The 21,201-nt window shown below is 56.9% G+C and carries 20 protein-coding genes; 5 read left to right on the top strand and 15 right to left on the bottom strand.

Annotated elements, in window-relative coordinates; translation table 11 throughout:
- Positions 1 to 2: 2 nt before the first annotated feature.
- From C7433_RS14260 to C7433_RS14315, 12 genes are all read right to left on the bottom strand, one after another.
- Positions 3 to 1,004, bottom strand: coding sequence for an ABC transporter substrate-binding protein (locus C7433_RS14260; RefSeq protein ID WP_039342226.1), 1,002 nt, complete (start codon positions 1,002 to 1,004; stop codon positions 3 to 5).
- Positions 1,005 to 1,019: 15 nt separating this feature from the next.
- A complete protein-coding gene (locus C7433_RS14265) occupies positions 1,020 to 2,087 on the bottom strand; it encodes an ABC transporter ATP-binding protein (RefSeq protein ID WP_110268392.1) in 1,068 nt (355 codons plus the stop codon).
- Positions 2,088 to 2,161: 74 nt separating this feature from the next.
- A complete protein-coding gene (locus C7433_RS14270; RefSeq protein ID WP_033739756.1) occupies positions 2,162 to 3,868 on the bottom strand; it encodes a lysophospholipid acyltransferase family protein in 1,707 nt (568 codons plus the stop codon).
- Positions 3,869 to 4,169: 301 nt separating this feature from the next.
- Positions 4,170 to 4,772, bottom strand: coding sequence for a cupin domain-containing protein (locus C7433_RS14275; protein ID WP_110268393.1), 603 nt, complete (start codon positions 4,770 to 4,772; stop codon positions 4,170 to 4,172).
- A gap of 375 nt (positions 4,773 to 5,147) precedes the next feature.
- Positions 5,148 to 6,047 (bottom strand): ABC transporter substrate-binding protein, encoded by a 900-nt coding sequence (locus C7433_RS14280; protein ID WP_039342220.1) that lies wholly within the window; start codon positions 6,045 to 6,047, stop codon positions 5,148 to 5,150.
- Between the two features lie 9 nt (positions 6,048 to 6,056).
- Positions 6,057 to 6,851: an amino acid ABC transporter ATP-binding protein gene (locus C7433_RS14285; RefSeq protein WP_033739758.1), complete on the bottom strand. Its 795-nt coding sequence runs from the start codon at positions 6,849 to 6,851 to the stop codon at positions 6,057 to 6,059.
- Complete coding sequence (locus tag C7433_RS14290) at positions 6,835 to 7,761, bottom strand: amino acid ABC transporter permease (protein ID WP_033739759.1); 927 nt, start codon at positions 7,759 to 7,761, stop codon at positions 6,835 to 6,837. The genes C7433_RS14285 and C7433_RS14290 overlap by 17 nt, the downstream gene beginning before the upstream one ends.
- A gap of 9 nt (positions 7,762 to 7,770) precedes the next feature.
- Positions 7,771 to 8,283 carry a GNAT family N-acetyltransferase gene (locus C7433_RS14295; protein WP_110268394.1) on the bottom strand — a complete coding sequence of 171 codons (513 nt, stop codon included), beginning with the start codon at positions 8,281 to 8,283 and terminating at the stop codon, positions 7,771 to 7,773.
- A 10-nt stretch (positions 8,284 to 8,293) separates the two neighbouring features.
- Complete coding sequence (locus tag C7433_RS14300) at positions 8,294 to 9,232, bottom strand: ABC transporter substrate-binding protein (RefSeq protein WP_110268395.1); 939 nt, start codon at positions 9,230 to 9,232, stop codon at positions 8,294 to 8,296.
- An 11-nt stretch (positions 9,233 to 9,243) separates the two neighbouring features.
- Positions 9,244 to 10,557 carry an LLM class flavin-dependent oxidoreductase gene (locus C7433_RS14305; protein ID WP_039342208.1) on the bottom strand — a complete coding sequence of 438 codons (1,314 nt, stop codon included), beginning with the start codon at positions 10,555 to 10,557 and terminating at the stop codon, positions 9,244 to 9,246.
- 77 nt (positions 10,558 to 10,634) lie between these two features.
- Entirely contained in the window at positions 10,635 to 11,789 is a 1,155-nt protein-coding gene (locus tag C7433_RS14310; RefSeq protein ID WP_110268396.1) for an amidohydrolase, read from the bottom strand.
- Positions 11,790 to 11,804: 15 nt separating this feature from the next.
- Positions 11,805 to 12,806, bottom strand: a complete 1,002-nt coding sequence (locus tag C7433_RS14315; RefSeq protein ID WP_110268397.1) for an LLM class flavin-dependent oxidoreductase — start codon at positions 12,804 to 12,806, stop codon at positions 11,805 to 11,807.
- Between the two features lie 630 nt (positions 12,807 to 13,436).
- Between C7433_RS14315 and C7433_RS14325 the strand changes: the two genes are divergently transcribed.
- Both C7433_RS14325 and C7433_RS14330 read left to right on the top strand, forming a co-directional pair.
- Entirely contained in the window at positions 13,437 to 14,597 is a 1,161-nt protein-coding gene (locus C7433_RS14325) for an amidohydrolase (RefSeq protein ID WP_110268399.1), read from the top strand.
- Between the two features lie 78 nt (positions 14,598 to 14,675).
- Entirely contained in the window at positions 14,676 to 15,158 is a 483-nt protein-coding gene (locus tag C7433_RS14330) for a YlaC family protein (protein WP_006118156.1), read from the top strand.
- Here C7433_RS14330 and C7433_RS14335 read toward each other — a convergent pair.
- The 3 genes from C7433_RS14335 to C7433_RS14345 all read right to left on the bottom strand — a co-directional run bounded on the left by C7433_RS14335 (position 15,155) and on the right by C7433_RS14345 (position 19,315).
- Complete coding sequence (locus C7433_RS14335) at positions 15,155 to 16,561, bottom strand: PLP-dependent aminotransferase family protein (protein WP_110268435.1); 1,407 nt, start codon at positions 16,559 to 16,561, stop codon at positions 15,155 to 15,157. The two genes, C7433_RS14330 and C7433_RS14335, sit on opposite strands and share 4 nt — an antisense overlap.
- A 72-nt stretch (positions 16,562 to 16,633) precedes the next feature.
- Entirely contained in the window at positions 16,634 to 18,730 is a 2,097-nt protein-coding gene (locus C7433_RS14340) for a bifunctional diguanylate cyclase/phosphodiesterase (RefSeq protein WP_033739769.1), read from the bottom strand.
- Positions 18,731 to 18,976: 246 nt separating this feature from the next.
- On the bottom strand, positions 18,977 to 19,315 hold the full coding sequence (locus C7433_RS14345; protein WP_110268400.1) for a hypothetical protein: 339 nt from the start codon (positions 19,313 to 19,315) through the stop codon (positions 18,977 to 18,979).
- A 52-nt stretch (positions 19,316 to 19,367) separates the two neighbouring features.
- On the opposite strand from C7433_RS14345, the gene C7433_RS14350 reads away from it, so the two are divergent.
- The 3 genes from C7433_RS14350 to C7433_RS14360 are packed head-to-tail and all read left to right on the top strand — an operon-like array spanning position 19,368 to position 21,197.
- On the top strand, positions 19,368 to 19,934 hold the full coding sequence (locus C7433_RS14350; RefSeq protein WP_006118158.1) for a spore coat protein U domain-containing protein: 567 nt from the start codon (positions 19,368 to 19,370) through the stop codon (positions 19,932 to 19,934).
- Between the two features lie 24 nt (positions 19,935 to 19,958).
- Positions 19,959 to 20,480 (top strand): spore coat U domain-containing protein, encoded by a 522-nt coding sequence (locus C7433_RS14355; RefSeq protein ID WP_006118159.1) that lies wholly within the window; start codon positions 19,959 to 19,961, stop codon positions 20,478 to 20,480.
- 18 nt (positions 20,481 to 20,498) lie between these two features.
- A complete protein-coding gene (locus C7433_RS14360; RefSeq protein WP_006118160.1) occupies positions 20,499 to 21,197 on the top strand; it encodes a molecular chaperone in 699 nt (232 codons plus the stop codon).
- Positions 21,198 to 21,201: the final 4 nt, after the last annotated feature.

Consider the following 21,201-nt stretch of genomic DNA (forward strand, 5'->3'; position numbering starts at 1 on the left):
GCTCAGCCTCCGAACAGTGCGGTAAACTGCGCCCGCACCTGCGCATCATCCGCAACCGCCTTTTCCACGTCCGGCGTCAGCAGTTTGATCTGCGCAACCGGAGCAAAGCCTTCCGGCGCGGCTACGCGATCGTCAACCGGCCGGTTGCCCTGATCGGCCACCAGTTTCTGGCCCTGCTCTGACAGTAAAAAATTCACAAAGGCTTTCGCAGCGGGCAGGTTGTGGACGGATTTCATAATGGCAACCGGTTCGGTGACGTAAGACACGCCCTCTTTGGGATACACCAGATCGATCGGCGATCCTTGCTTTTTCGCCCGGATAATATCGGCATCGGTGATCACGCCATATTTATCCATCCCGCTCGCCACGGCTTTCAGTGCTGGCCCGTTGCCTCCCTGCGGCGCGATGCCCAGCGCCGCCAGCTGTTTATAGAAGTTCCAGCCGATGTCAGGCGTGGCGATGTCGGTATGGAGTTTGTACAAGGCCGCCCCGGAATAGAGCGGACTCGGCATCGCGATTTGGCCTTTGTTATCGGCGTTGAGCAATGCGTTCCAGCTGTTGACCGGTTTGGCCCGTTGCGTGTTGTAGGCAATGACCGTGGCAATGATCTTGGTGCCAAAAAAGGTCTTGTCACGATCGTAGAAGGACGGCTTCAGGTGTGCAACGGGGGCGTCCTGATAGGCATAGAGCTGCTGCTCTTTCTTCAGCGCGCCGAGATTAATGGCATCCGCGACCAGCAGCACATCAGGCTTGACTCTGCCGCTCATCATTTCCGTATGCAGCACGTTCATTAACTGCGTGGTGCCGTTGCGCGTCCACTCCACCTGAATATCGGGATAGGCCGCTTTGAACGCATCCATCGTTTGCTGTGCAATTTCCGGTGCCTGCGAGGTGTACACCACCAGTTTACCGGTGGGCTGGTCTGCCGCCTGCGCCAGCGCTGAGCCTGCCAGCAATACGGTAAACAGCAGCGAGGTCACCGAAGTGAAAATAGCCTTTTTCATACTGTCTGAAGTCCTTTATGCGGGGAGAATCCAGCCGTCAGTCACGATAATGCCGACGGTATCGTCAACCGTAAGCGCAGAAACGTCGTCGAGGGCCAGGGTAAAAGACACATCAGGCGCTGCCGAGGGAGACAGATGGACGTCGTAATGACCGCCACGGTAGACCAGACGTGTGATCTGCGCGGCAAAATGCCCGGTTTCGCCCTGGGCCAGGCGGAAACTGGCGCGATGGAAACTGGCTTTGCCATAAGGTAAGGCTGTCTGCTGCGCGGCACAACGCAGCCGTAGTCGCGTACCGCAGAGCATGACCGATGCCACGCCCTGTCCCAGGGGTTCAATATCCTGTATCGGTAGCACACGTCCTTCATCGATAAAGGTAGCAACCATCTCGTTGGCCGGTTCGCGCCACAAGGTTTGTGGCGAGGCAAACTGCATCACCTGCCCCCCCTCCATCACCACAATACGATCGGCCAGTGCCATGGCCTCACGCTGATCGTGGGTGATGTAAATCAGCGTCGCGCCGCTGTGACGATGAAAACGGCGAAATTCGTCTTCCATCGCCGCACGCAGATGTACGTCAAGGTTAGCCAGGGGTTCATCAAGCAGCACCAGCCGTGGCCTGGCCACCAGACAACGCGCCAGCGCCACGCGCTGACGCTGGCCCCCGGAGAGATCGGCCGGGTGCCGATCGGCAAACGCCAGCAGATCGACCAGCGTCAAGGCCTGCCGGATGCGATCCGCCCGTTCAGTTCGGTTTACGCCGGTGACTTTCAGGCTGTAGCCCACGTTTTCGGCCACCGTCATGTGCGGCCACAGCGCGTAGTTTTGAAACACCACGCCAAGATCGCGACGTTCCGGAGGCAGGTGAAAATCCGAAGCAGCAAACACGGTGTCGTCCACCCGAATCTCGCCGCGATCCAGCGTTTCGAATCCGGCGATCAGGCGTAGCAAGGTTGTCTTGCCGCAGCCGGACGGACCCAGCACGGCGACAAATTCGCCCTGCTGGATCTTCAGCGTTACGTCATGGATAACCGGCTGCGCCGCGAAGGCCTTATGCAGCCCGGTGAGAGAGAGTGCGGCCATATCTACTGTGCCTTTGCCATAAACGTCCTGCGTTAAACGTTACGACACGTTGATGACAGCACCGTGACATCCCGCTACTTCGGCAGATGCACCGCCACGTAACGTTCATAGCGCGACGGCTTGATTTTGGTGAGATCCGCCAGCACCAGCCCATCAATACAGTTGTTAAAATCGGGATCGCTTCCGAAATCAATAAACTGCACGCCGCCCGGCTCGTACACTTCGCAGTACTGTTTGTACAGGGTCGGAATCGCAGCGCCAAGGTTACTGAGCAGTTGTTTCAGCCGCTGCAGATCCTCTTTGTAATCATTACCGCTGAACTGTGCCAGCACGTCAGGCAGCGAGGCCGGATACGGGCAGCGTGAGGTAGCCAGCGGAAAATCTGTCGGGAAGTAGATGCGGTAGAACGCCACCAGCAAATCACGCGCCGCCAGCGGCATGGTGCCTGAAATCGAGACCGGCCCGAACAGATAGCGTACTTCGGGATATTTGGCGACATAGGCACCAATGCCGAGCCAGAGGTAATCCAGTCCACGTTTGCCCCAATAGGCTGGCTGAATAAAGCTACGGCCCAGCTCGATGCCCTGGCGCAGGATTGGGATCATCCGTTCATCGTAATGGAACAGGCTGTGGCTGTAGAGACCTTCCATTCCGCGCCGTTCCAGCTGTTCGCCACCCGGAATAAACCGGTAGGCACCGACGATTTCCAGTTCGGCGTCATCCCACAGAATCAGGTGATAATAGTCATCATCGTAGCTGTCCAGGTCACGACGACGTCCGCTGCCCTCGCCCACGGCGCGAAACGCAATTTCACGCAACCGGCCCAGCTCGCGCAGGATTGGCACCCAGGTTGCGCCGTTGCGTCGCCACAGATAGATCTGCTTACCGTCGGTGGTCGTTCCCAGCAGCTCGCTTTGCAGTAGCGCTTTCTTCAGTTCAGCGCGGTCTTCCGCCAGGGCGATAGCGGATTCGGTCTGGAACAGCCCCTTTTTCCCCTGCCCCAGGCGATAGACATGTTTACGCACACGTTTTGCCAGCTCTTTGCCTGGCGTGTGACCATCGTGCCAGTGCGCGAACGGAATCTGTGCTCCAATGCGCAGTTTGATGCGCATGCCGCGCTGCTTAAACATTTCACGCACCAGCATCAGCATCGCCACCGGTGGGGCGACTTTGGCGGTGGTGTAAAACAGGGAGCTGTTACGCCCTTCAACGTGCACCGGTACCAGCGGTGCGCGGGCTTTCGCGGCAAGGCGCAGGAAGCTGTGATGCCATTCACGGTCGCGAACGCCCGCGCTGGTGAGACGGGAAACTTCCCCGGCAGGGAAAATAATCAGTACGCCCTGATTATTGAGGTGCTGCTGCATGTGTTGCAGCTGCTGGCGGCTGGTACGGTTACCGATGTTGTCGACAGGCAACATCAGACTGTTGAGCGGCTCCAGTAACATAATCAACCGGTTTGCCACGATTTTGACATCACGGCGCACCTGGGAGATCGCATGCAGGAGTGCCATGCCATCAATCGTGCCCAGCGGATGGTTCGCCACCACCACGACCGGGCCGCGCGGCGGAATTTGTTCCAGATCGCGCTCGCTGAGTTCGCAGCGTACATCAAGGTGTTCCAGTACCTGCTCCACCATATCCAGCCCTTTCAGGTGGGGATAGCGCGCGGCAAAGCGCTGGAATTCATCTTCACGCAACACCCACTTCAGCATCCGTTTCTGCCAGTTGGCAGGACGCTGGTTAGGCCAGAAACTCTCAATAACCTGATCGACTGAAAACATAGTTAACCTTTCGTGCCTGTCCCAGAGATACAGCGAAAGTAAGTCGCGATGTTTGCACTTTTATGAATCGGGACAAATCGAAGGGCAAAATTGTCAGCACAGTCTGCTGAGAACGCATGGAAATACGGATTTTATTTACTAAAAACAGCAGGTTAATAAAGACAATTTCGCCAGAGCGAAACGCGGCGTAAAGGGGGAAAAGTCGGCTATGACGTGGCAGTCACTTGCCCTTGCCGGGAGAAACAAGGGGCGGTTGCGCGGCGTAAAAAACGGCAGCGCAACCGTGCAACGGGTCCCTGCCTTACTGCTGGTGCATGATGGTGGCAACGGGATTCCAGATCTCCGTCATCGCCCCGGCTTTGCCTGTGAAGGGATCGCGTGTTGGCAGGGGCACTTTTTTCACTTTTTCCTGCGACAGTTTGAGCAGACCGATTTCGTCGCGCAGAATCTCGGGCTTCAGGCCCTCGGGATACGCGCCCACGGCCATGAAGTCTTCGCTGGCCGACACCTGACGGTGCCCAACGCCCGCAGGAATCAGGACGGCATCGCCCGCCCGCAGGGTAATCATACGGCCGCTGTCCCCACCAAACAGCACTTCAGCCCAGCCTTCCGCCACACCCAGCAGCTCATGCGTGTTGGGATGATAGTGCATGTAGGGGAAGATCTGATCGCGCCAGTCCGAAGGCCAGCCATTTTTTTCAAACGTCGTCTCAAACCAGCGCGCGATGTCCTCTTCCTCTTCAGGCACAACGCGCGGCCAGATGATGAGCGGCAACGGATTATTGGGCACGCCAGCAGACGGGCTGGCGAACATCAAATGTTGCGGGTTATTCGATGCACCGGCTGAAAATGTCCCTGCGGCGAAAGACATCAGCAACATCAGACTGGAAGTTTGGGCAGTCATACAATGTCTCCTTTTTTCTATAGTGTGACAAAGGTCGCAGGTGATGTAATGTGCGCCATGCATCACAATTTACACAATCATCCAAACTCGCTAACCAAAGCCAAATTAATTGTTAACAATTCCACCTTAAGTCGGTAAGGCTTTGTATCGTGGTAGGATTAATCTGTAAAACGCGCAACACAATGCGCCCGTCGCTGAGCAGGCCGGGAAAACCTGCAAGGGCAACCGGCCATGCAGCCTGTTTATATCAGGAAGGGATGAGCGAAAACAGGCTGACCGCGCAGCCTTCTTCTGTCAGATGAGACGGGATTATTCGCCCGTGCTGGCGCTGGACTGTCAGGGCCTGTGGGGGAAAATCCGCCTGCAGGCCCTGAATCAGTACACAATACCGGGTGGGTTAATCGTGGAATGGGTGATCGCCTCATCCTGCTCACCCCAGCGTTGCAAAACCTGCTGATATTGTCCGCCTGCAATCGTGCCATCGAGTGCAGTTTGCAGCGCCGCCGCCAGGCCATTGCCCTTTTTCGTGGTGACGGCAACCCAGGCGCGAAACGGCCCCTGGCCCACCAGTTTCGTCTGGCCCCGTGAGGCGACTTTCCAGGCCGCCACAGAATGTGGACCAAACATCACATCGGCCCGCCCAGATAGCAGATACAGCGTGGCTGAAGCATCATCGGTCAGATAGATCGGCGTAACCGGCGGCAAGCCCTTCGCCCGATTCTGTGCGTCCCAGTTCAGCAGAATGCGTTCCTGATTGGTCCCCGAGGCCACGATGATACGTTTCCCTGCCACGTCCGCCGGTGAGGTGATCGCGCGGAGGGGACTGTCAGCTTTGACCGAAAAGGCATGGTTATCGGCACGATAGGTCGCGAAATCAAATTTCTGCTTTCGCTCTTCGGTTACTGCGATGTTAAACATGGCTACGTCATAGCGGCCTGCGCGAATGCCCAGGGGCCAGTCCTCCCAGGAGGCCGGCACCAGTTTCAGTTTGAGTCCCAGGCTGTCTGCCAGCAGGCGGGCAATGTCCGGATCGCTGCCAATGCGCGTCACGTTATCCGACGCCAGCAGCGCCAGCGGCGGTGAGTGGATAGCCGAGGTGGCGACGGTCAAGGTGCCCGGCTCCACAAACGGAAAATTCGCCGGGATTTTTCTCACCGCTTCCGGGTTCACGGGCGCATGAATGGGCTGTTCATTCTGGGCGGCATCCCGTCTTTCTTCGGCGCATACCGTACCGCTCACCAACACCGCTAACAGCGTCAGAGACGCGTATTTCATATCGGCTCCTTATAATACGCGTGCCAGAAAGCGGCGGGTGCGTTCATGACGTGGATGGTTTAGCACCTGGGCACTGCTGCCCTGCTCAACAATTTTTCCGTCCACCATAAACACCACGTTGTCGGCAACTTCACGGGCAAAGCCAACCTCGTGCGTCACGATAACCAGGGTGGTGCCGGAGCGGGCCAGTTTTTTAATCACATCCAGCACCTCGCCTACCAGTTCAGGATCCAGCGCGGAAGTCGGCTCATCAAACAACATGACACGGGGTTGCAGCATCAGGGCCCGGGCAATTGCAATGCGTTGTTGCTGACCGCCCGACAGATGACGCGGCCAGGCATCCGCTTTATGGCGCAGGCCGACCGTCTCCAGTAGCTCGCCAGCCCGGATGATCGCCTCACGTTTTGAGAGCTGCCGGTGCGCTATCGGCGCTTCGATTAAATTTTCCAGCACCGTGAGATGAGGAAACAAATTGAAGTTCTGAAAAACATAGCCAACGTTGACGCGCTGGCGCAGTATCGCTCGCGCCTTCAGTTCATAGAGTGTATTTCCCCGACGCTGATAACCGATGTACTCACCGTCGATCTGAATAAAGCCTTCGTCCACGCGTTCCAGATGGTTGATGGTGCGCAGCAGGGTCGACTTTCCTGAACCGGATGGCCCCAGAATCACCGTCACAGAACCGGGTTCAAGTTCCAGCGAGACGTCGTCCAGCGCCTTGAGCTTGCCGAAACGTTTGCTGACCCCGGTAATGCTGATGGCCCCGGTACGATGCGCTACGCGGTAATCAATGGCTTCGGACATGGCTGATCTCCTCAACAGGATTGAGCGGTGTGACGCGGCTGCGCCATTGTCGCCAGCGCGACGGTTGGGGTTCACGGCTGACGCTACGCGCCAGCCAGCGTTCGACGCTGTGCTGAATCAGTGACAGAACGGTGGTGATAATCAGATACCAGGCCGCACCGACCATGAGTAAGGGGATCACCTCCTGGTTGCGGTTGTAGATCATCTGAATTGTGTAAAACAGTTCCGGCATCGCCAGCACATAGACCATTGCCGTGCCCTTCGCGAGGCTGATAATTTCGTTAAAGGCCGTGGGAATAATGGCGCGTAGGGCCTGGGGCAGAATAATGCGGAAGGTGCGCCGCGTGGCAGACAGCCCGAGTGCGGAAGCCGCTTCCACCTGACCGTGATCAACGCCCAGAAAACCACCCCGGATGATCTCTGCACTGTAGGCCGCCTGGACCAGGGTCAGGCCAATGACGGCCGCCGGAAACTGCCCCAGCACGTTAATCGTCTGAAAATGGCCCCAGGACAGCGTGGTAAAAGGCACGCCAATGGACAGCGTGTCGTAGAGATAAGAGAAGTTATAGAGAATGATCAGCACCACGATAAGCGGCAGCGATCGAAACAGCCAGATGTATCCCCACGCCAGGCTGCTTAACAGCCAGGACGACGACAGCCGCGCCAGCGCCAGTAACCCGCCTAAAAGCAGGCTGAATACCGTGCCCAACAGCGTTAGCAGCAGCGTTTGCCCCAGACCATGCAGAATGACGGGATCAAAGAACCAGCGGGCAAACACGCCCCATTCCCAGCGTGGATTAAACGCGACCGACTGCACCACGCCTGCCAGGATAAACAGCGCGACCACCGCGCCCAGCGTGCGGGCAGGATAACGGGCAGGCACGACATGTAAATGTTGATGAGGGTTCATACTGACTCCTTAACTTGCCTGCACAACGCTGTGCACGCCGATCACTTTGATAAACCGTAAGCGGCCATCGTGCGGTGGCTGCCCGTAACGCTCCAGATCGCCACTCAGATCGAACTGCGGCTCATAGCCGTGGCCGGTATATAAGCGAACGGCCTCGGGCTGCCGGAAACCGGTAGTCAGAAACAGCCGCTGATAACCGGCGCGCCGGGCCCGTCGCTCCAGTTCTTTCAGCACCACCAGGGCTAACCCCTGTCGCCGGAGATCGCCACGCGTCCAGATTCGCTTCAGCTCTGCCGTCTGCGCGTCGTAAGGTTTGTACGCCCCCATCGCGATAATCTCCTTGTCGCGCTCCAGCACGATGAATAAGCCGTGCGGCGGCAGATACCATTCGGTTTTTTCCTGCTCCTTGTGGCGGCTGAAGTAATCGCCATAGCGGGCCGCATATTCACCAAATAAGCCGGTGAGAATGGGCTCTAACTCTGGTGCATCAGGTGACAGTTCACGGAATTGCTGTTGACTCATCGTGTGCTCCTCAGTCACCCAGACCGGGTGGATTAATTTCGGAATGGTCGATGCGTTCAACGCCTTCGCCCCAGCGATCCAGTACCTTCTGGTAAGCGCCATTTTGAATGACGCCGTTCAGCGCCGTACTGACAGGTTGCGCTAAGCCGCTGCCTTTCTTCACCGTCACGGCGATATGCGCCGCCTTGGGCCAGCCGCCATCCACACTGCCGACCAGACGAGTCTTACCGTTGAGCGCGGCTTTCCAGGCGCCAATCACGTTAGGGCCAAAATAGGCATCTGCACGTCCGGCCTGCAGCGCCAGCGTCTGTGCCGCATCGTCTTTGGTATAAATGGGTATAAACGGTTTAAGCCCTTTGGCCTGATTTTGTTTGTCCCAGGCCAGTAAAATGGCCTCCTGATTGGTCCCGGAACCGACAATGATGCGCAGCCCGGCGATATCGTCGGCTTGAGTGAGTGATTTAATCGGGCTGCTGGTTTTTACGTAGAACCCCAGCGAATCTTTGCGGTAGGTAGCAAAATCGAATTTCGCTTTGCGCGCCTTCGTCACGGTGATGTTGGTAATGGCGGCATCATATTTTCCGGACGCCACGCCCAGCGGCCAGTCCTCCCACGAGGTGGGCACCACGTTGAGCTTTAACCCCAAGCTGTCTGCGACCAGTCGCGCGATATCGACTTCGCTCCCCAACAGCGTGGTATTGTCGTCCGAGAAAACGGTGAGCGGCGGCGAGTTCAGGGCCGCCACCGCCACCGTGAACGAACCCGGCACAGCAAAGTGATAACCGGCGGGCAACTGTGCGATGGCCTGCGCATTCTTTACGGTATGGACAGGCGTTTTATTGGCTTCAAGACTGTCGCGCTGCCCATTTACCGCGACGCTGGTGCTTTCGGCATGGCTGGTAGCGCTGGCCGTCAGCAGCATCAGCGCCATCAGCATTTTTTTCTGCATAGCAAAGGTCCTTATTGCAAAGTGAACTGATTGACCGGCTTGGGCAAGGCGAAGCTGTCACGCAGTGTGCGCCCCGGATACTCACGTCTTGTCAGGCCACGCGCCTGCAAAACAGGCACCACTTCATCAACAAAGCGCTCAAACGTATCCGGCGTACCGCCATTGATGATGAAACCGTCTGCAGCCTCGCTCTCAAACCATGCCTGCAGGCCGTCGGCAACCTGCGCTGGCGTGCCATGAAACAGCGGCCGTGGCGTGGCGGCTTCCAGTGCCGCCTGGCGCAGTGAATGTCCCTGTTCACGGGCTTTGCGTTTAATTTCGTCGGTGGTGCTGCGGAAACTGTTTTGGCCAATGTCGCCAACGTCGGGGAACGGCGCATCGAGTGGATACTGGGAGAAGTCATGATGATCGAAGAAGCGGCCGAGATAATTCAGCGCATCATCAATCGAGACCAGCGCAGCGGTAGTTTGATACTGCTGCTCCACATCCTCTGCATCGCGACCCACAATGACGCTGACGCCCTGAAAGATATGCAAATCGTCCGGTTGCCGTCCGTTTTTCACCAGTTGCTGCTTCACATCCCGGTAAAAGGCCTGGGCTTCTTCCCGCGTCGGCTGGTGCGTAAAGATGGCATCGGCATGTCGCGCCGCCAGCTTTTTACCGTCGTCAGACGCGCCGGCCTGGAAAATGACAGGCCGTCCCTGCGGCGTGCGTGAAATATTGAGCGGCCCCTGTACCTGAAAGAAATCGCCGTGATGATGCAGTGTGTGTAGTTTGGCGGGATCGAAGAACTGGCCACTCTCTTTGTTGCGAACGAAGGCATCCTCTTCCCATGAATCCCACAGCCCTTTCACTACCTGAAGGTATTCGTCGGCAATGCGGTAACGCAAAGCGTGTTCCGGGTGCTGCTGGCGGGAAAAGTTTTTTGCCGACCCTTCGAGTGGCGAGGTGACGACGTTCCAGCCCGCGCGGCCACCGCTCAGATGATCCAGGCTGGCGAACTGGCGCGCCACGGTAAAAGGTTCGCTATAGGAAGTGGAGACCGTGCCCACCAGTCCTAAATGTTCCGTAACGCCGGCCAGCGCCGAGAGCAGCGTTAAAGGTTCAAAACGGTTCAGGAAGTGAGGAATCGATTTTTCATTGATAAACAGACCATCGGCGACAAACAGAAAGTCCAGTTTGCCCTGCTCGGCTTTACGCGCGATTTTTTTGGCATAGTCGAAGCTGATGCTGGCATCCGCCTGAGCGGCCGGGTGGCGCCAGGCGGACATGTTACCCGAGGCACCGTGCAACAGGGTACCCAGTCTAAGCTGTCTTGTGGTCATGATTACTCTCTTTTTTCTGCGTCACAATGCCAGGCGGTTGTCCGCGACAAGCCGCACAGGTCGTCAGGAAGTGGAACTTAATTCAGGGCGGGTTCACGACATCGGTCATGAAGATGGCGCAGGGCCTGCTGCGCGAGTTGAGCAAAGTAGTGGGCAGCGGGCGCGATCGACGCTTCATCGGGTGTAAAACCGGCATGGTGCAGACCAAAGTCGCTGCCGCTGCCAATGCTGACGAAGGCACCGGGCACCTGCTGCAGGTAGAAGGCAAAGTCTTCTCCCCCCAGATGCAGGTCAGCCGTCTGTACCCGATAGCCGACATCGTGCGCTACTTCGCTGGTAAACTGCGCCCACTGCGCATCATTGATCAGCACGGGCGGTCCGGCGTGCCAGCTCAGACTGGCCTGCGCGCCGCTGGCCCGGGCGATGTGCTCCACCAGCGTGCGCACACGGTCTTCCAGTTCGGCACGGCGTTGCAGGTCGTGGGTGCGGGCAGTGCCGCCAAATTCCACAGAACCCGGCAATACATTCCAGGTTTTGCCGCCATCAATGCGGGTCACGCTGAGCACCAGGCTGTCGAGCGTATTGAAGCTGCGACTGGTCAGCGTCTGAAGAGACTGAATAATCTGGCTGGCCACCACAATGGCATCCACGCCCTGCTCAGGATGCGCCGCGTGCGCGCCTTTGCCGGTAACCTGAATGACGAACTTGTCTGCATTGGCATAAAACGCACCGCTGCGCGTGGCAAAGGTGCCGCTCGGCAGGCCCGGCTCGTTATGCATGCCAAAAATTGCCTGAACGCCCTCCAGCACGCCGGCCTCAATAAACTGTCTGGCACCGCGTGCGATCTCTTCGGCGGGCTGAAATAAAATACGTACCCGTCCTGGTAGTTGATGCGCCCTTGTCTGCAGCTCAAGTGCAGCGCCCAGCATGACGGCAGTATGGAGATCGTGACCGCAGGCATGCATGACGCCGGGCTGACGGGAATGAAAACTGACGCCGCTGGCTTCATGGATTGGCAACGCGTCAATATCGGCACGCAGTGCGATCAGATTTTCACCCTGGCCGATTTCCGCCACCACGCCGGTTGCCAGTGGGTAATCCAGTAAGCGAACCCCGGCGGCCTGGAGCCACTGGCGAAGGCGCGCGGTGGTGGCAAATTCCTGACCGGAAAGTTCGGGCCAGGTATGCAGTTCACGTCGCCATTCAATTAGCTGTGCTTCGTTCAGACTCATCATGACCTCGGCGATTCAGGCAGCGACCCATTGATGGGTTGCCAGTAATTCCAGAGACCGGTATCGGGCGCGCGTATCGGCAACCGGCGTGTCGATAACGAATTCATCAATGCTGAAGTTCTGATGCAGCGCGTCAAGCTGCGCGTGAACCTGTGAGGCCGTGCCTTTCAGCAGCGAGGGCGTGCGCGGCTCAATCAGGTAGTCCGTGAATCCACCCTGACGGACATAACGTTCGGCCTGTTCCAGACTGGCAACATTGACGCCCGGCCCGTCTTTAACCTGGACATGGAACTGTTTGAGCCCCGCGACCAGCAGATCGGCCTGGGCGGGAGAATCCGCCACCACAACCTGGACCGCCACCAGTGCCCGTTTGCCGCGGGTCAGATGTGAATAGGTCTTCAGTGCACGCTCAAGTAACGGGCGATCGCCATTGATATGAGCGGCAAAGACAAACTGCCAGCCCAGCTCTGCCGCCAGCTGTGCGCTCTGTTCACTGCCACCCAACAAAAAACGCTGCGCCGGGCGCGCCGGTATCGGCGTGGCGCGTAACGTTTCGTCCTTATTCTCTTGCGCCGCGCCGGGTGCCAGCCAGTGTGCTAACTGGCGCAGTTGTTCCGCAAAGCTGCCTTTTTCATCCTGATGCACACCGCGCTGCAGCGCCCGGGTGGAAAGCGGCAGGCCGCCCGGTGCTTTGCCAATACCCAGATCGACACGTCCGGGGGCCAGCGAGGCCAGTAGATTGAAATTTTCTGCCACTTTGTAAGGGCTGTAGTGCTGCAGCATCACGCCACCCGATCCCAGCCGGATGCGCGTCGTTTGTGCCGCAATCCAGGCGATTAACACTTCGGGCGACGGACTCGCCAGCTGTTCAATGTTGTGATGCTCAGCCAGCCAGAAGCGGTGATAGCCCCATTTCTCGGCCTGTTGCGCCAGCCGCAGCGTACGTTGCAGGGCCGCGGCGGGCGATTCCCCTTCCGCCACGGGCGCTTTATCTAACAGACTTAACTGATATGCCATTCACCTGCCCTCGCTTATTTCCTATGAAAGCTAGTGTGGCGAGAACGTTATATTTCGTAAAACAACAATTATGAGAATATGAAGTTAAAAAACAGCAATAGAATTTAAAAGAATAAAAACAAGGCAGAGAATAACGTTATTTCCGACTCCCTGTTTAGACGACCTGTGGAAATAAACCCGGCAACATATCTCAGGCATTTGCGTATTTTCACTAAGCTTTGCGCTATTCCTTATTTTATCTGACAGACAGAACGTTTAATGATGAAACCATTGTAAAAATACCGCGTTTCAAGAGGAAAAGAAGGATGAACAACATCATTGGCCTGATACGGGAAAACGTTCTGAAATCGGGTAGGTTTTCAAAAAAAAGACTGTCGGCTATCCCGCCTGTCCCGCCAGACCACACATCTAATCAGACGTATTCTGACAGCGGTTCATGCCTGAATAATATTCCTGCCCCTGAGGCGAGTGAAAAGAACAACGCGCAGCAAGCCTTTATCCAAACGCCATTATCGCGGAACGACAGTGCCCTTACGGTATTACCGGATTATCGCTGGCAGCCCAATCACATTTAAAGACAACGCGGCCCCTTTTGCTGACCGGGTCTCAGTCTGTGTTATCAGGAGAATCATGACTTCTTTAACGGAAAAACTGGTGCAGTGGCGGCGTGAACTGCATCAGCATCCCGAGCTCTCTCATCAGGAGTTTGCGACCACGGAACGTCTTACCCGTTGGTTACAGCAGGCGGATATTCGTCTGTTGCCCCTGCCGTTAACGACAGGTGTGGTGGTGGAGATTGGTCAGGGCGAGCCGCTGATTGCTTTTCGCGCCGACATTGACGCCCTTCCCATTGACGAGGCGGTGAACGTGCCCTGGAAATCTCAGCGGCCTGGCGTCATGCACGCCTGCGGACATGATATTCATACGTCAGTCATGCTTGGCGTTGCGCATCAGCTGAAACAGCAGGAAGCCGCCCTGCCTGGCCGGGTACGCATTCTTTTTCAACCCGCAGAAGAAACGTTCGACGGCGCCAGACAGCTGATTGATGCCGGTGCACTGACGGGCGTACAGGCTATTTTTGGTCTGCATAACGCGCCGGATTTGCCGCTGGGTACGCTGCGCACCCGCCCCGGCGCGTTTTACGCCAATGTTGACCGCTTCACCATTCGGGTGCTGGGTAAAGGTGCGCATGCCGCCCGACCGCAGGAAGGCATTGATGCCATCGTGATCGCCAGTCATATCGTTTCGGCACTGCAAACGCTACCGGCTCGCGTCTTTAGCGCGCTGGACACGGTGGTATTAAGCGTCACCCGCTTTACCGCCGGCAATACCTGGAATGTGCTGCCAGAGCAGGTGGAACTGGAAGGTACGGTACGTACGCACAATGCGACCATACGTGAGCACATGCCTGAACGCATGACCGCGCTGATTCAGGGCATCGCGTCGGGCTTTGGCGCGCGCGCTGAACTGGCGTGGATAACGGGACCGCCTGCGCTGCTGAATACCCCGGAATGGGCCGACTTTGCCCTGCAACAGGCTGCCCAGAGCGGTTATCGCGCCGAATGGGCTGAAATACCGCTGATGGGAGGTGAGGATTTTGCCTTTTACCTGCAGCAGGTGCCGGGGGCATTTGTCAGCATTGGCAGTGCCAGTGAATCGGGGCTTCATCATCCGGCCTTTAATCCTGACGAAGCGCTGATGGGACCGGCTGTCGACTATTTTAGTCAGTTGGCTCCGCACGCCCTACGCCGGATTGCGGCGCGCAAGGAGGCATTGGCGCAACTGTTATAGAAAAACGGGCGTAATCTGTGTCTGAACAAGTTGACTGTTATCTGTTCTAATCGCTATCAGTTGAAAGTGAGGGGAACGATGGACGCCATTAAACAGATCTTAATCGACGAAATTAATACGCTAAACCGTGAAGGACGCCGCGATAATTTGCCGCGTTTCAGCTTCTCGTTTTTAAAAACCCATCCCGGACTGTGGGCAGTGATGTACCTGTGCTATGGCCTGTGCGTCGCGCTGATTTTTTCCACGGATATGCTGGGCTGGCCCGCGTTCTGGTTTGCAACAGCATTTGTGCTGGTGATGAGCTTTCTGATGTTGCTGGACATCAATCCTAAATACCGTTTTGAGGATATTGATGCTCTGGATCTGCGGGTTTGCTACAACGGCGAATGGTATTACGTGGAGCCCGTCCCTGAACAGGCGGTCTCCCGCATTCTGTCACTGCCGGATGCGCCAGAGCGTGTAAAAAGCGGCATTACCCGTTTGCTGAAGCAGAAAGGTGAAGTGGACTTTTACGATGTGTATTACCTGACCTGGGGACATCGTCAGGCCGCTCAGGTTTAATCCTGCGCCATCTCTGCCATTAACCTGCCCAGCGTGACCACCGCCGCCTCGGCCCGCGTATCCCACGGCCAGGCGGTGTTAAGCCGAAAACAGTGACTGAACTGTTCGCCTGCGGCAAACATCTGTCCCGGTGCAATACTGATCCCTTCTGCCAGCGCACGCTGATACAGCTGTGTGGTATTAATACTGTCTGGCAACGTCACCCATAAAAAATAGCCCCCCGCCGCGTCACTGACCGTTGACTGCGCAGGCAGCACCTTTATCAGGGCCTGGCGCGCCAGTTGCTGACGCTTAGCCAGACTTTGCCGCAGCCGTTTCAGGTGATTATCGTAACGTCGGGTCGCCAGGAAATCGGCTAACGCTAACTGCATCGGCGCGCTGGTCGAGAGTGTGCTCATCAGTTGCAGGCGCTGAATTCGCTGCGCATGCCGCCCGGCCGCGACCCAACCGACACGGAACCCCGCCACCAGCGATTTCGAAAAGGAACCGCAGTGCAGCACATTCCCCTGGCTGTCCCAGGCTTTAGCGGGCAACGGCGATGTGCTGTTGTCGTCCCATAGCTCTGCGTAGACATCATCTTCAATCAATGGCACCTGATAGCGTTCCAGCAGGGCAACCAGTTGCGCTTTACGCGCCGGCGTTAAGGTCACGCCGAGGGGATTTTGCAGCGTGGTCATTAACCAACAGGCTTTAACCGGCCAGCGCTGAAGCGCGTCTTCAAGCTGTTGCAGGTCGATGCCGTGCTGGGTATCGCTCGGGATCGCCAGCGCCTTGAGCTTAAGGCGCTCAATGGCCTGCAGGGCACCATAAAAACTGGGCTGTTCGATCACCACATAGTCACCCGGTTCGGTGAGCGATTGCAGGCTGAGGTTCAGGGCTTCCAGTGCGCCGCTGGTTATCACGATTTCGTCGGGCGACAAGGTGATGCCCTGGCGGGCATAGCGCTGAGCCAGGAGCTGGCGCAATGTCGCGTTGCCCGGCGGCAGGTTATGCAGCGCATCCGTGGGCGTGAGCTGATGCGAGACATTTGCCAGCGAACGCATCAGCGGACGTTGCGGGAACAGCGCCGGATCGGGAAAAGCTGAGCCAAACGGCACAATGGCGGGATCGCGCGAGGCCTGTAACACATCGAACACGAAGTCATTAATATCGACCCGTTCGCTGATGGCAACGCTGAGCGGCGCGGCGGCAAGGGCACGGGGCGCGACGTAATAGCCTGACTGCGGACGCGAAACGATCCAGCCCTGACTTTCCAGCAGTTCGTAGGCGTGCAGCACCGTCATCAGGCTCAGCCCCTGACGCGCGACCTGCTGGCGCAGCGACGGGAGCCGGGTACCCGGCGGCCAGATACCGGCTTCTATTTGCTGCTGAATGTCATCCATTAATCGCTGATATTTCGCCACGGCCTGTCGCTCCTGATGCAGAGGCGCCACTTTAGCATGTTGATCAGCGCTAACAAAAATCCCTGGCGGGCCTTACACTTCCAGTGCGGCAGGCTCAGTAGCGTGCGGGCCGACAAACTCCTTCAGCTCATCGATCCGATCGGGTGGCAGCGGTTTGCCAAGCAAATAGCCCTGCAGCGTATTACAGCCAAGCTGGGTCAGAAACGCTTGCTGTTCCGACGTTTCCACGCCCTCTGCCACGACCTTTAACTGCAATGACTGCGCCAGCGCCACAATGGCCGACACAATGGTGGCATCTTCAGAATGATGCTCCAGTTCGTTGACGAAGGCGCGGTCAATTTTCAGCTCACTTGCAGGCAGGCGTTTAAGGTACAACAGGCTGGAATAGCCGGTACCAAAATCATCAATCGAGGCTTTCACGCCCAACTGCGTCAGTTCGGTCAGAATCCGCACGCTTTCATCGGGATTGCGCATGGCGGTGGTTTCGGTCACCTCCAGCGTCAACAGCTCCGCCGGAATCTGGTGTGTCGCCAGTGCCAGCTTAACGGTGTCGATCAGATTGCTTTGCTCAAACTGCAGCGCCGACAGGTTGACCGCGACTGACCACGTCTGATGGCCCTGCAGGTGCCACTGATGCAGCTGGCGACAGGCTTCGTTAATGACCCATCCCCCAATATTCACAATCATGCCAGTTTTTTCCGCTATCGGCAGAAAGCGATCCGGCGACAGCAGGCCATGCTGGGGATGCTGCCAGCGCAGCAACGCTTCGAAGCCCAGAATCGGGCCGTGCGGTGCGCAGTACTTGGGTTGATAAAACAGGCGCAGTTCATCATTGTCCAGCGCATGCCAGAGGTCGTTGTTCAACTGTAACTGGCTCTGTGCCAGCAGATTCATAGAAGGCTGGAAAAAGGTGTAACCGTTTCGGCCATTGTTTTTGGTGTGGTACATCGCGGCATCGGCATTAAACATCAGCTCGCGCTCATCCTCGCCATCACCGGGATAGACAACAATGCCAATGCTCAGTGACACCACCAGATCGTAACGCGAAATGGGGAACGGGCGGTCAACGGCCTTAACCAGCTGATCGGCGACCGCCGCCGCATCATTCGGCTCGGTAATTTCAATCAGCAGTACAAACTCGTCGCCGCCCAGACGTGCCAGCGTGTAGTAGCCTTTCATCTGGTCACTCATTCTTTTGGTGACGCTGATCAACAGGCTGTCACCGATGTGGTGACCAAAGGCATCGTTTACGGCCTTGAAGCCATCAAGGTCCATAAACATCAGCGCAAACTGCGTGCTTTCACGATTCGCTTTATTGATGGCCTGCTCAAGGCGATCTTCGAGCAGAATACGGTTTGGCAACCGGGTCAGGTTGTCGTGCAGCGCCAGTTGTGCCAGCTCACGGTTGGCTTCAGCCAGCGAGCTGGCCAGGATCGAGGTGCGCGCCTGCATACGGGCATCCAGCATGGAAACCAGCAGCGTAATCCCCAGTATGGCGAGGGTTACTACCGTGACGACAATCGCCAGCCAGTTGCTGTTGACGCCGGATGACATCGTATGGCTACCCATCGGGAATTCCGCCGCCATCATGCCGGTATAATGCATGCCGGCAATCGCGGCCCCCATTACGATAGAGGCACACAGCCGCAAGGCGGCAATTCGCCCCTGTGGGCCTTCGCGCAGTTTAAAAGCCAGCCACAGTGCGGCCACCGAGGCCACAAGGGCAACAATGACTGAAGCCGCGACCCATCCCCACTTCCAGCGAATACCCGGTGAAAGCATCAGCGCGGCCATGCCGGTGTAGTGCATCGCGACAATGCCGCAGCCCAGGACAATCGCGCCGCCCAGCAAGCGGAACAGCGGCAGGTTGCCCTGGCAAACCAGCCACAAGGCGAAGATGGATGCGCACACCGCAATGCCGGCGGACAGCGCCGTCAGCGAGGCGTCGTAACTCATCATCATGTTCAGGTCCATGGACAGCATGCCAATGAAGTGCATGGCCCAAATCCCTATCCCCATGGCAAAGCCACCGCCAAAGAGCCACGCCAGGGCCACTTTACCGGTTGAGGTCGCAACCCGTCCCGCCATATCCAGCGCGGTGAATGAAGCCAGCATCGCCACTAAGACCGAAATGACGACAATGAATGAGTTGTATGAGGCCACTAACATAGTGATTTCCGAATAGCGCCGAACACGCCGCTGTTAAAGAGATGATGAAAAGGAATTTTCGCCTTGTTACCCTTTTATCGGCGCGGGAAACGACTAAATTAGGCTTTTTTAATAGCGCTTTCCGATACCTGCAAGCGTCCGGCTCAATCAATTCTTTTAGCTGGCATATGAGCCGCCGTTTTGCTGCCTGACCACAACGTTATGCCTGCACTGACGACCTTTACCGCACGGGCAGACAGCAGCTATTCAAAGATAGCGCATCTGCCGCTTTTCAGCCTCACATCCCGCATGCGCTTCTTTCTCATACCAAACTGACGGAGACATAACAGCGACACCACAGACAGGCAAAACAGTTCTGCGGCTCTGCGTCTTCAGCCCGTGATCGCCTGTCGATTCGCCGTTGCGGCAGGCAATGTAACAAAATAATAAAAAATTTATCGATGAGTTTCGCCACTTTGCCTGCGCTGATGTATAGTAAAAAAAACTAATATAAATCAGCCCCCCTTTTTTCTGGGGCGCTGGAGAGAGTGACGGCAGGTTGCTGTTATCTGGCGATTTAATGTTATTTTTTCGAGGTTTTTGCATTATACCATCAGGTGAAAAAGCACTGACCCTAAATAATCAGTAAGGAATGGTTATGAAATTCAAGCTTTTTCTGTTAGCTGCCGGTGTTGCTACCACCCTGCCGTCCGCGACGTTTGCTGCCACTACCACGGGTGCAATTAACGCTACGCTAACATTAACCACGGGATGTCTGGTGAACGGCCAGTCGGCCACCTCTGGCGTCAACTTCGGTTCGTTGAACTTCGGTAGCAGCGCAGCCACCTTTGGTACGTTGAACGCTACGCTGGTCGGCGCGGCGGGTAACGGCATCTATGTGCGCTGTACGACCGGCCAAACGTTTAACGTTCAGGTGACCAGCAGTAACGCAGCACCGGGAACCGTCTACGGTACCGTTTCTTCTGCGCCACGCTACCTGGTGCTGGGCGCCGATAATACTCAAGGCATCGCTTATACCCTCTACAGCGATGCGTCCTTTACGACCGCCATCGCCAACAACACGAATATTGCGCCCAGCGGGACGACCGATCCGACCCTCGGCACCAATTACGCGATCTATGGACGTGTGGTAGGCGGCGGATTTAATCCGGTGATCCCGGCCGGGACTTATACCGACACGATTAACGTTGCCGTGAACTATTAAGTGCCTGTGTTGGCGTAGATGCAGATGACGGTAAGACGGTCACCTGTTTCGTTCACCGCTGGCGGGTTGCTGCTGATCGTGTGTATGAATGGGTGGAGCATTACGACCAGCTCCACAACATTCCAGGTTTCAGCGTCAATCGTGGCAGGTTGCGTGATCTCCGGCACCAATACGGGGATCTTCGGCACGCTCAATTTTGGCACCCAGTCGGGGCTGGCCAGTAGCAGCGTCAGCGCCAGCTATGTACAAAGTTCCACGATTAACCTGGCCTGCACGCCGGGTACGACGCTGAGTATGACCATCAACGGCGGCAGCAATTACACCACGGCCCGTAACCTGAAGCTGGCGAACAATACCAACACGATTCCTTATTACCTCTACAGCAATGCTGCACACACCACGCCGATTCCGGTGAACACAGCCGTGCCATTGAGTTACAGCAACGCGAACAACATTACGTTACCTATTTACGGCTTGCTGCAATTACCCGGTCCGACAAGCGCCGGGGTTTATTCTGACACCCTCAGCGTCACGCTGACCTGGTGATGAAAAAGGAGCTTTACCATGCCATCCCTGCGTGCCCTGTTTTTTCTGTTCGCTTTTCTGGTGTTGCCTCAGGCTCAGGGTGCAAATTCCGTAATGATTTGGCCCATCGATCCGGCCATCGATCCGGAAGATAAGGCCAGTGAACTGTGGCTGGAAAACCGAGGCAATACTACCACGCTGATGCAGGTGCGCATTTTTGCCTGGCAGCAAACGAACAACCAGGAGCAGTATCAGACCCAGCAGCAGATTGTTGCCAGTCCCCCGTTAGTGCGCATTGAACCGGGGCAAAAGCAACTGGTCCGTCTGATTAAACAGATCCCGCCTGCCGCAGGACAGGAGATGGCCTATCGCGTTGTGCTGGATGAAATCCCCACGCCACGTGCCGTTGGCGATAATCAGGCCGGGCTCAATTTTCAGATGCGCTATTCGGTGCCGCTCTTTGTCTATGGCAACGGTCTGGTGCGCGACAATGCAAAACCCGCCCTGAGCTGGCGTCAGGTGAACGCGGGCGGTAAGCGCTACCTGGAACTGACGAATCGCGGTAACGGCCATGCCCGACTCAGCAATGTCACCATTGGCGGCCAGCGGCTCGGCAACGGCCTCTATGGTTATGTGCTGGCGAACAGCACACAGCGCTTTCCGCTCAGGTCCGCCGTCAGCGGTGAACTGCGCGCAGAGACCAACACCGGACAGTGGCGCAGCGCCGCAGCGCAGTAAATCG

It is taken from the genome of Pantoea sp. PNA 03-3, from assembly GCF_003201175.1.
GTDB classification, from domain to species: domain Bacteria; phylum Pseudomonadota; class Gammaproteobacteria; order Enterobacterales; family Enterobacteriaceae; genus Pantoea; species Pantoea stewartii.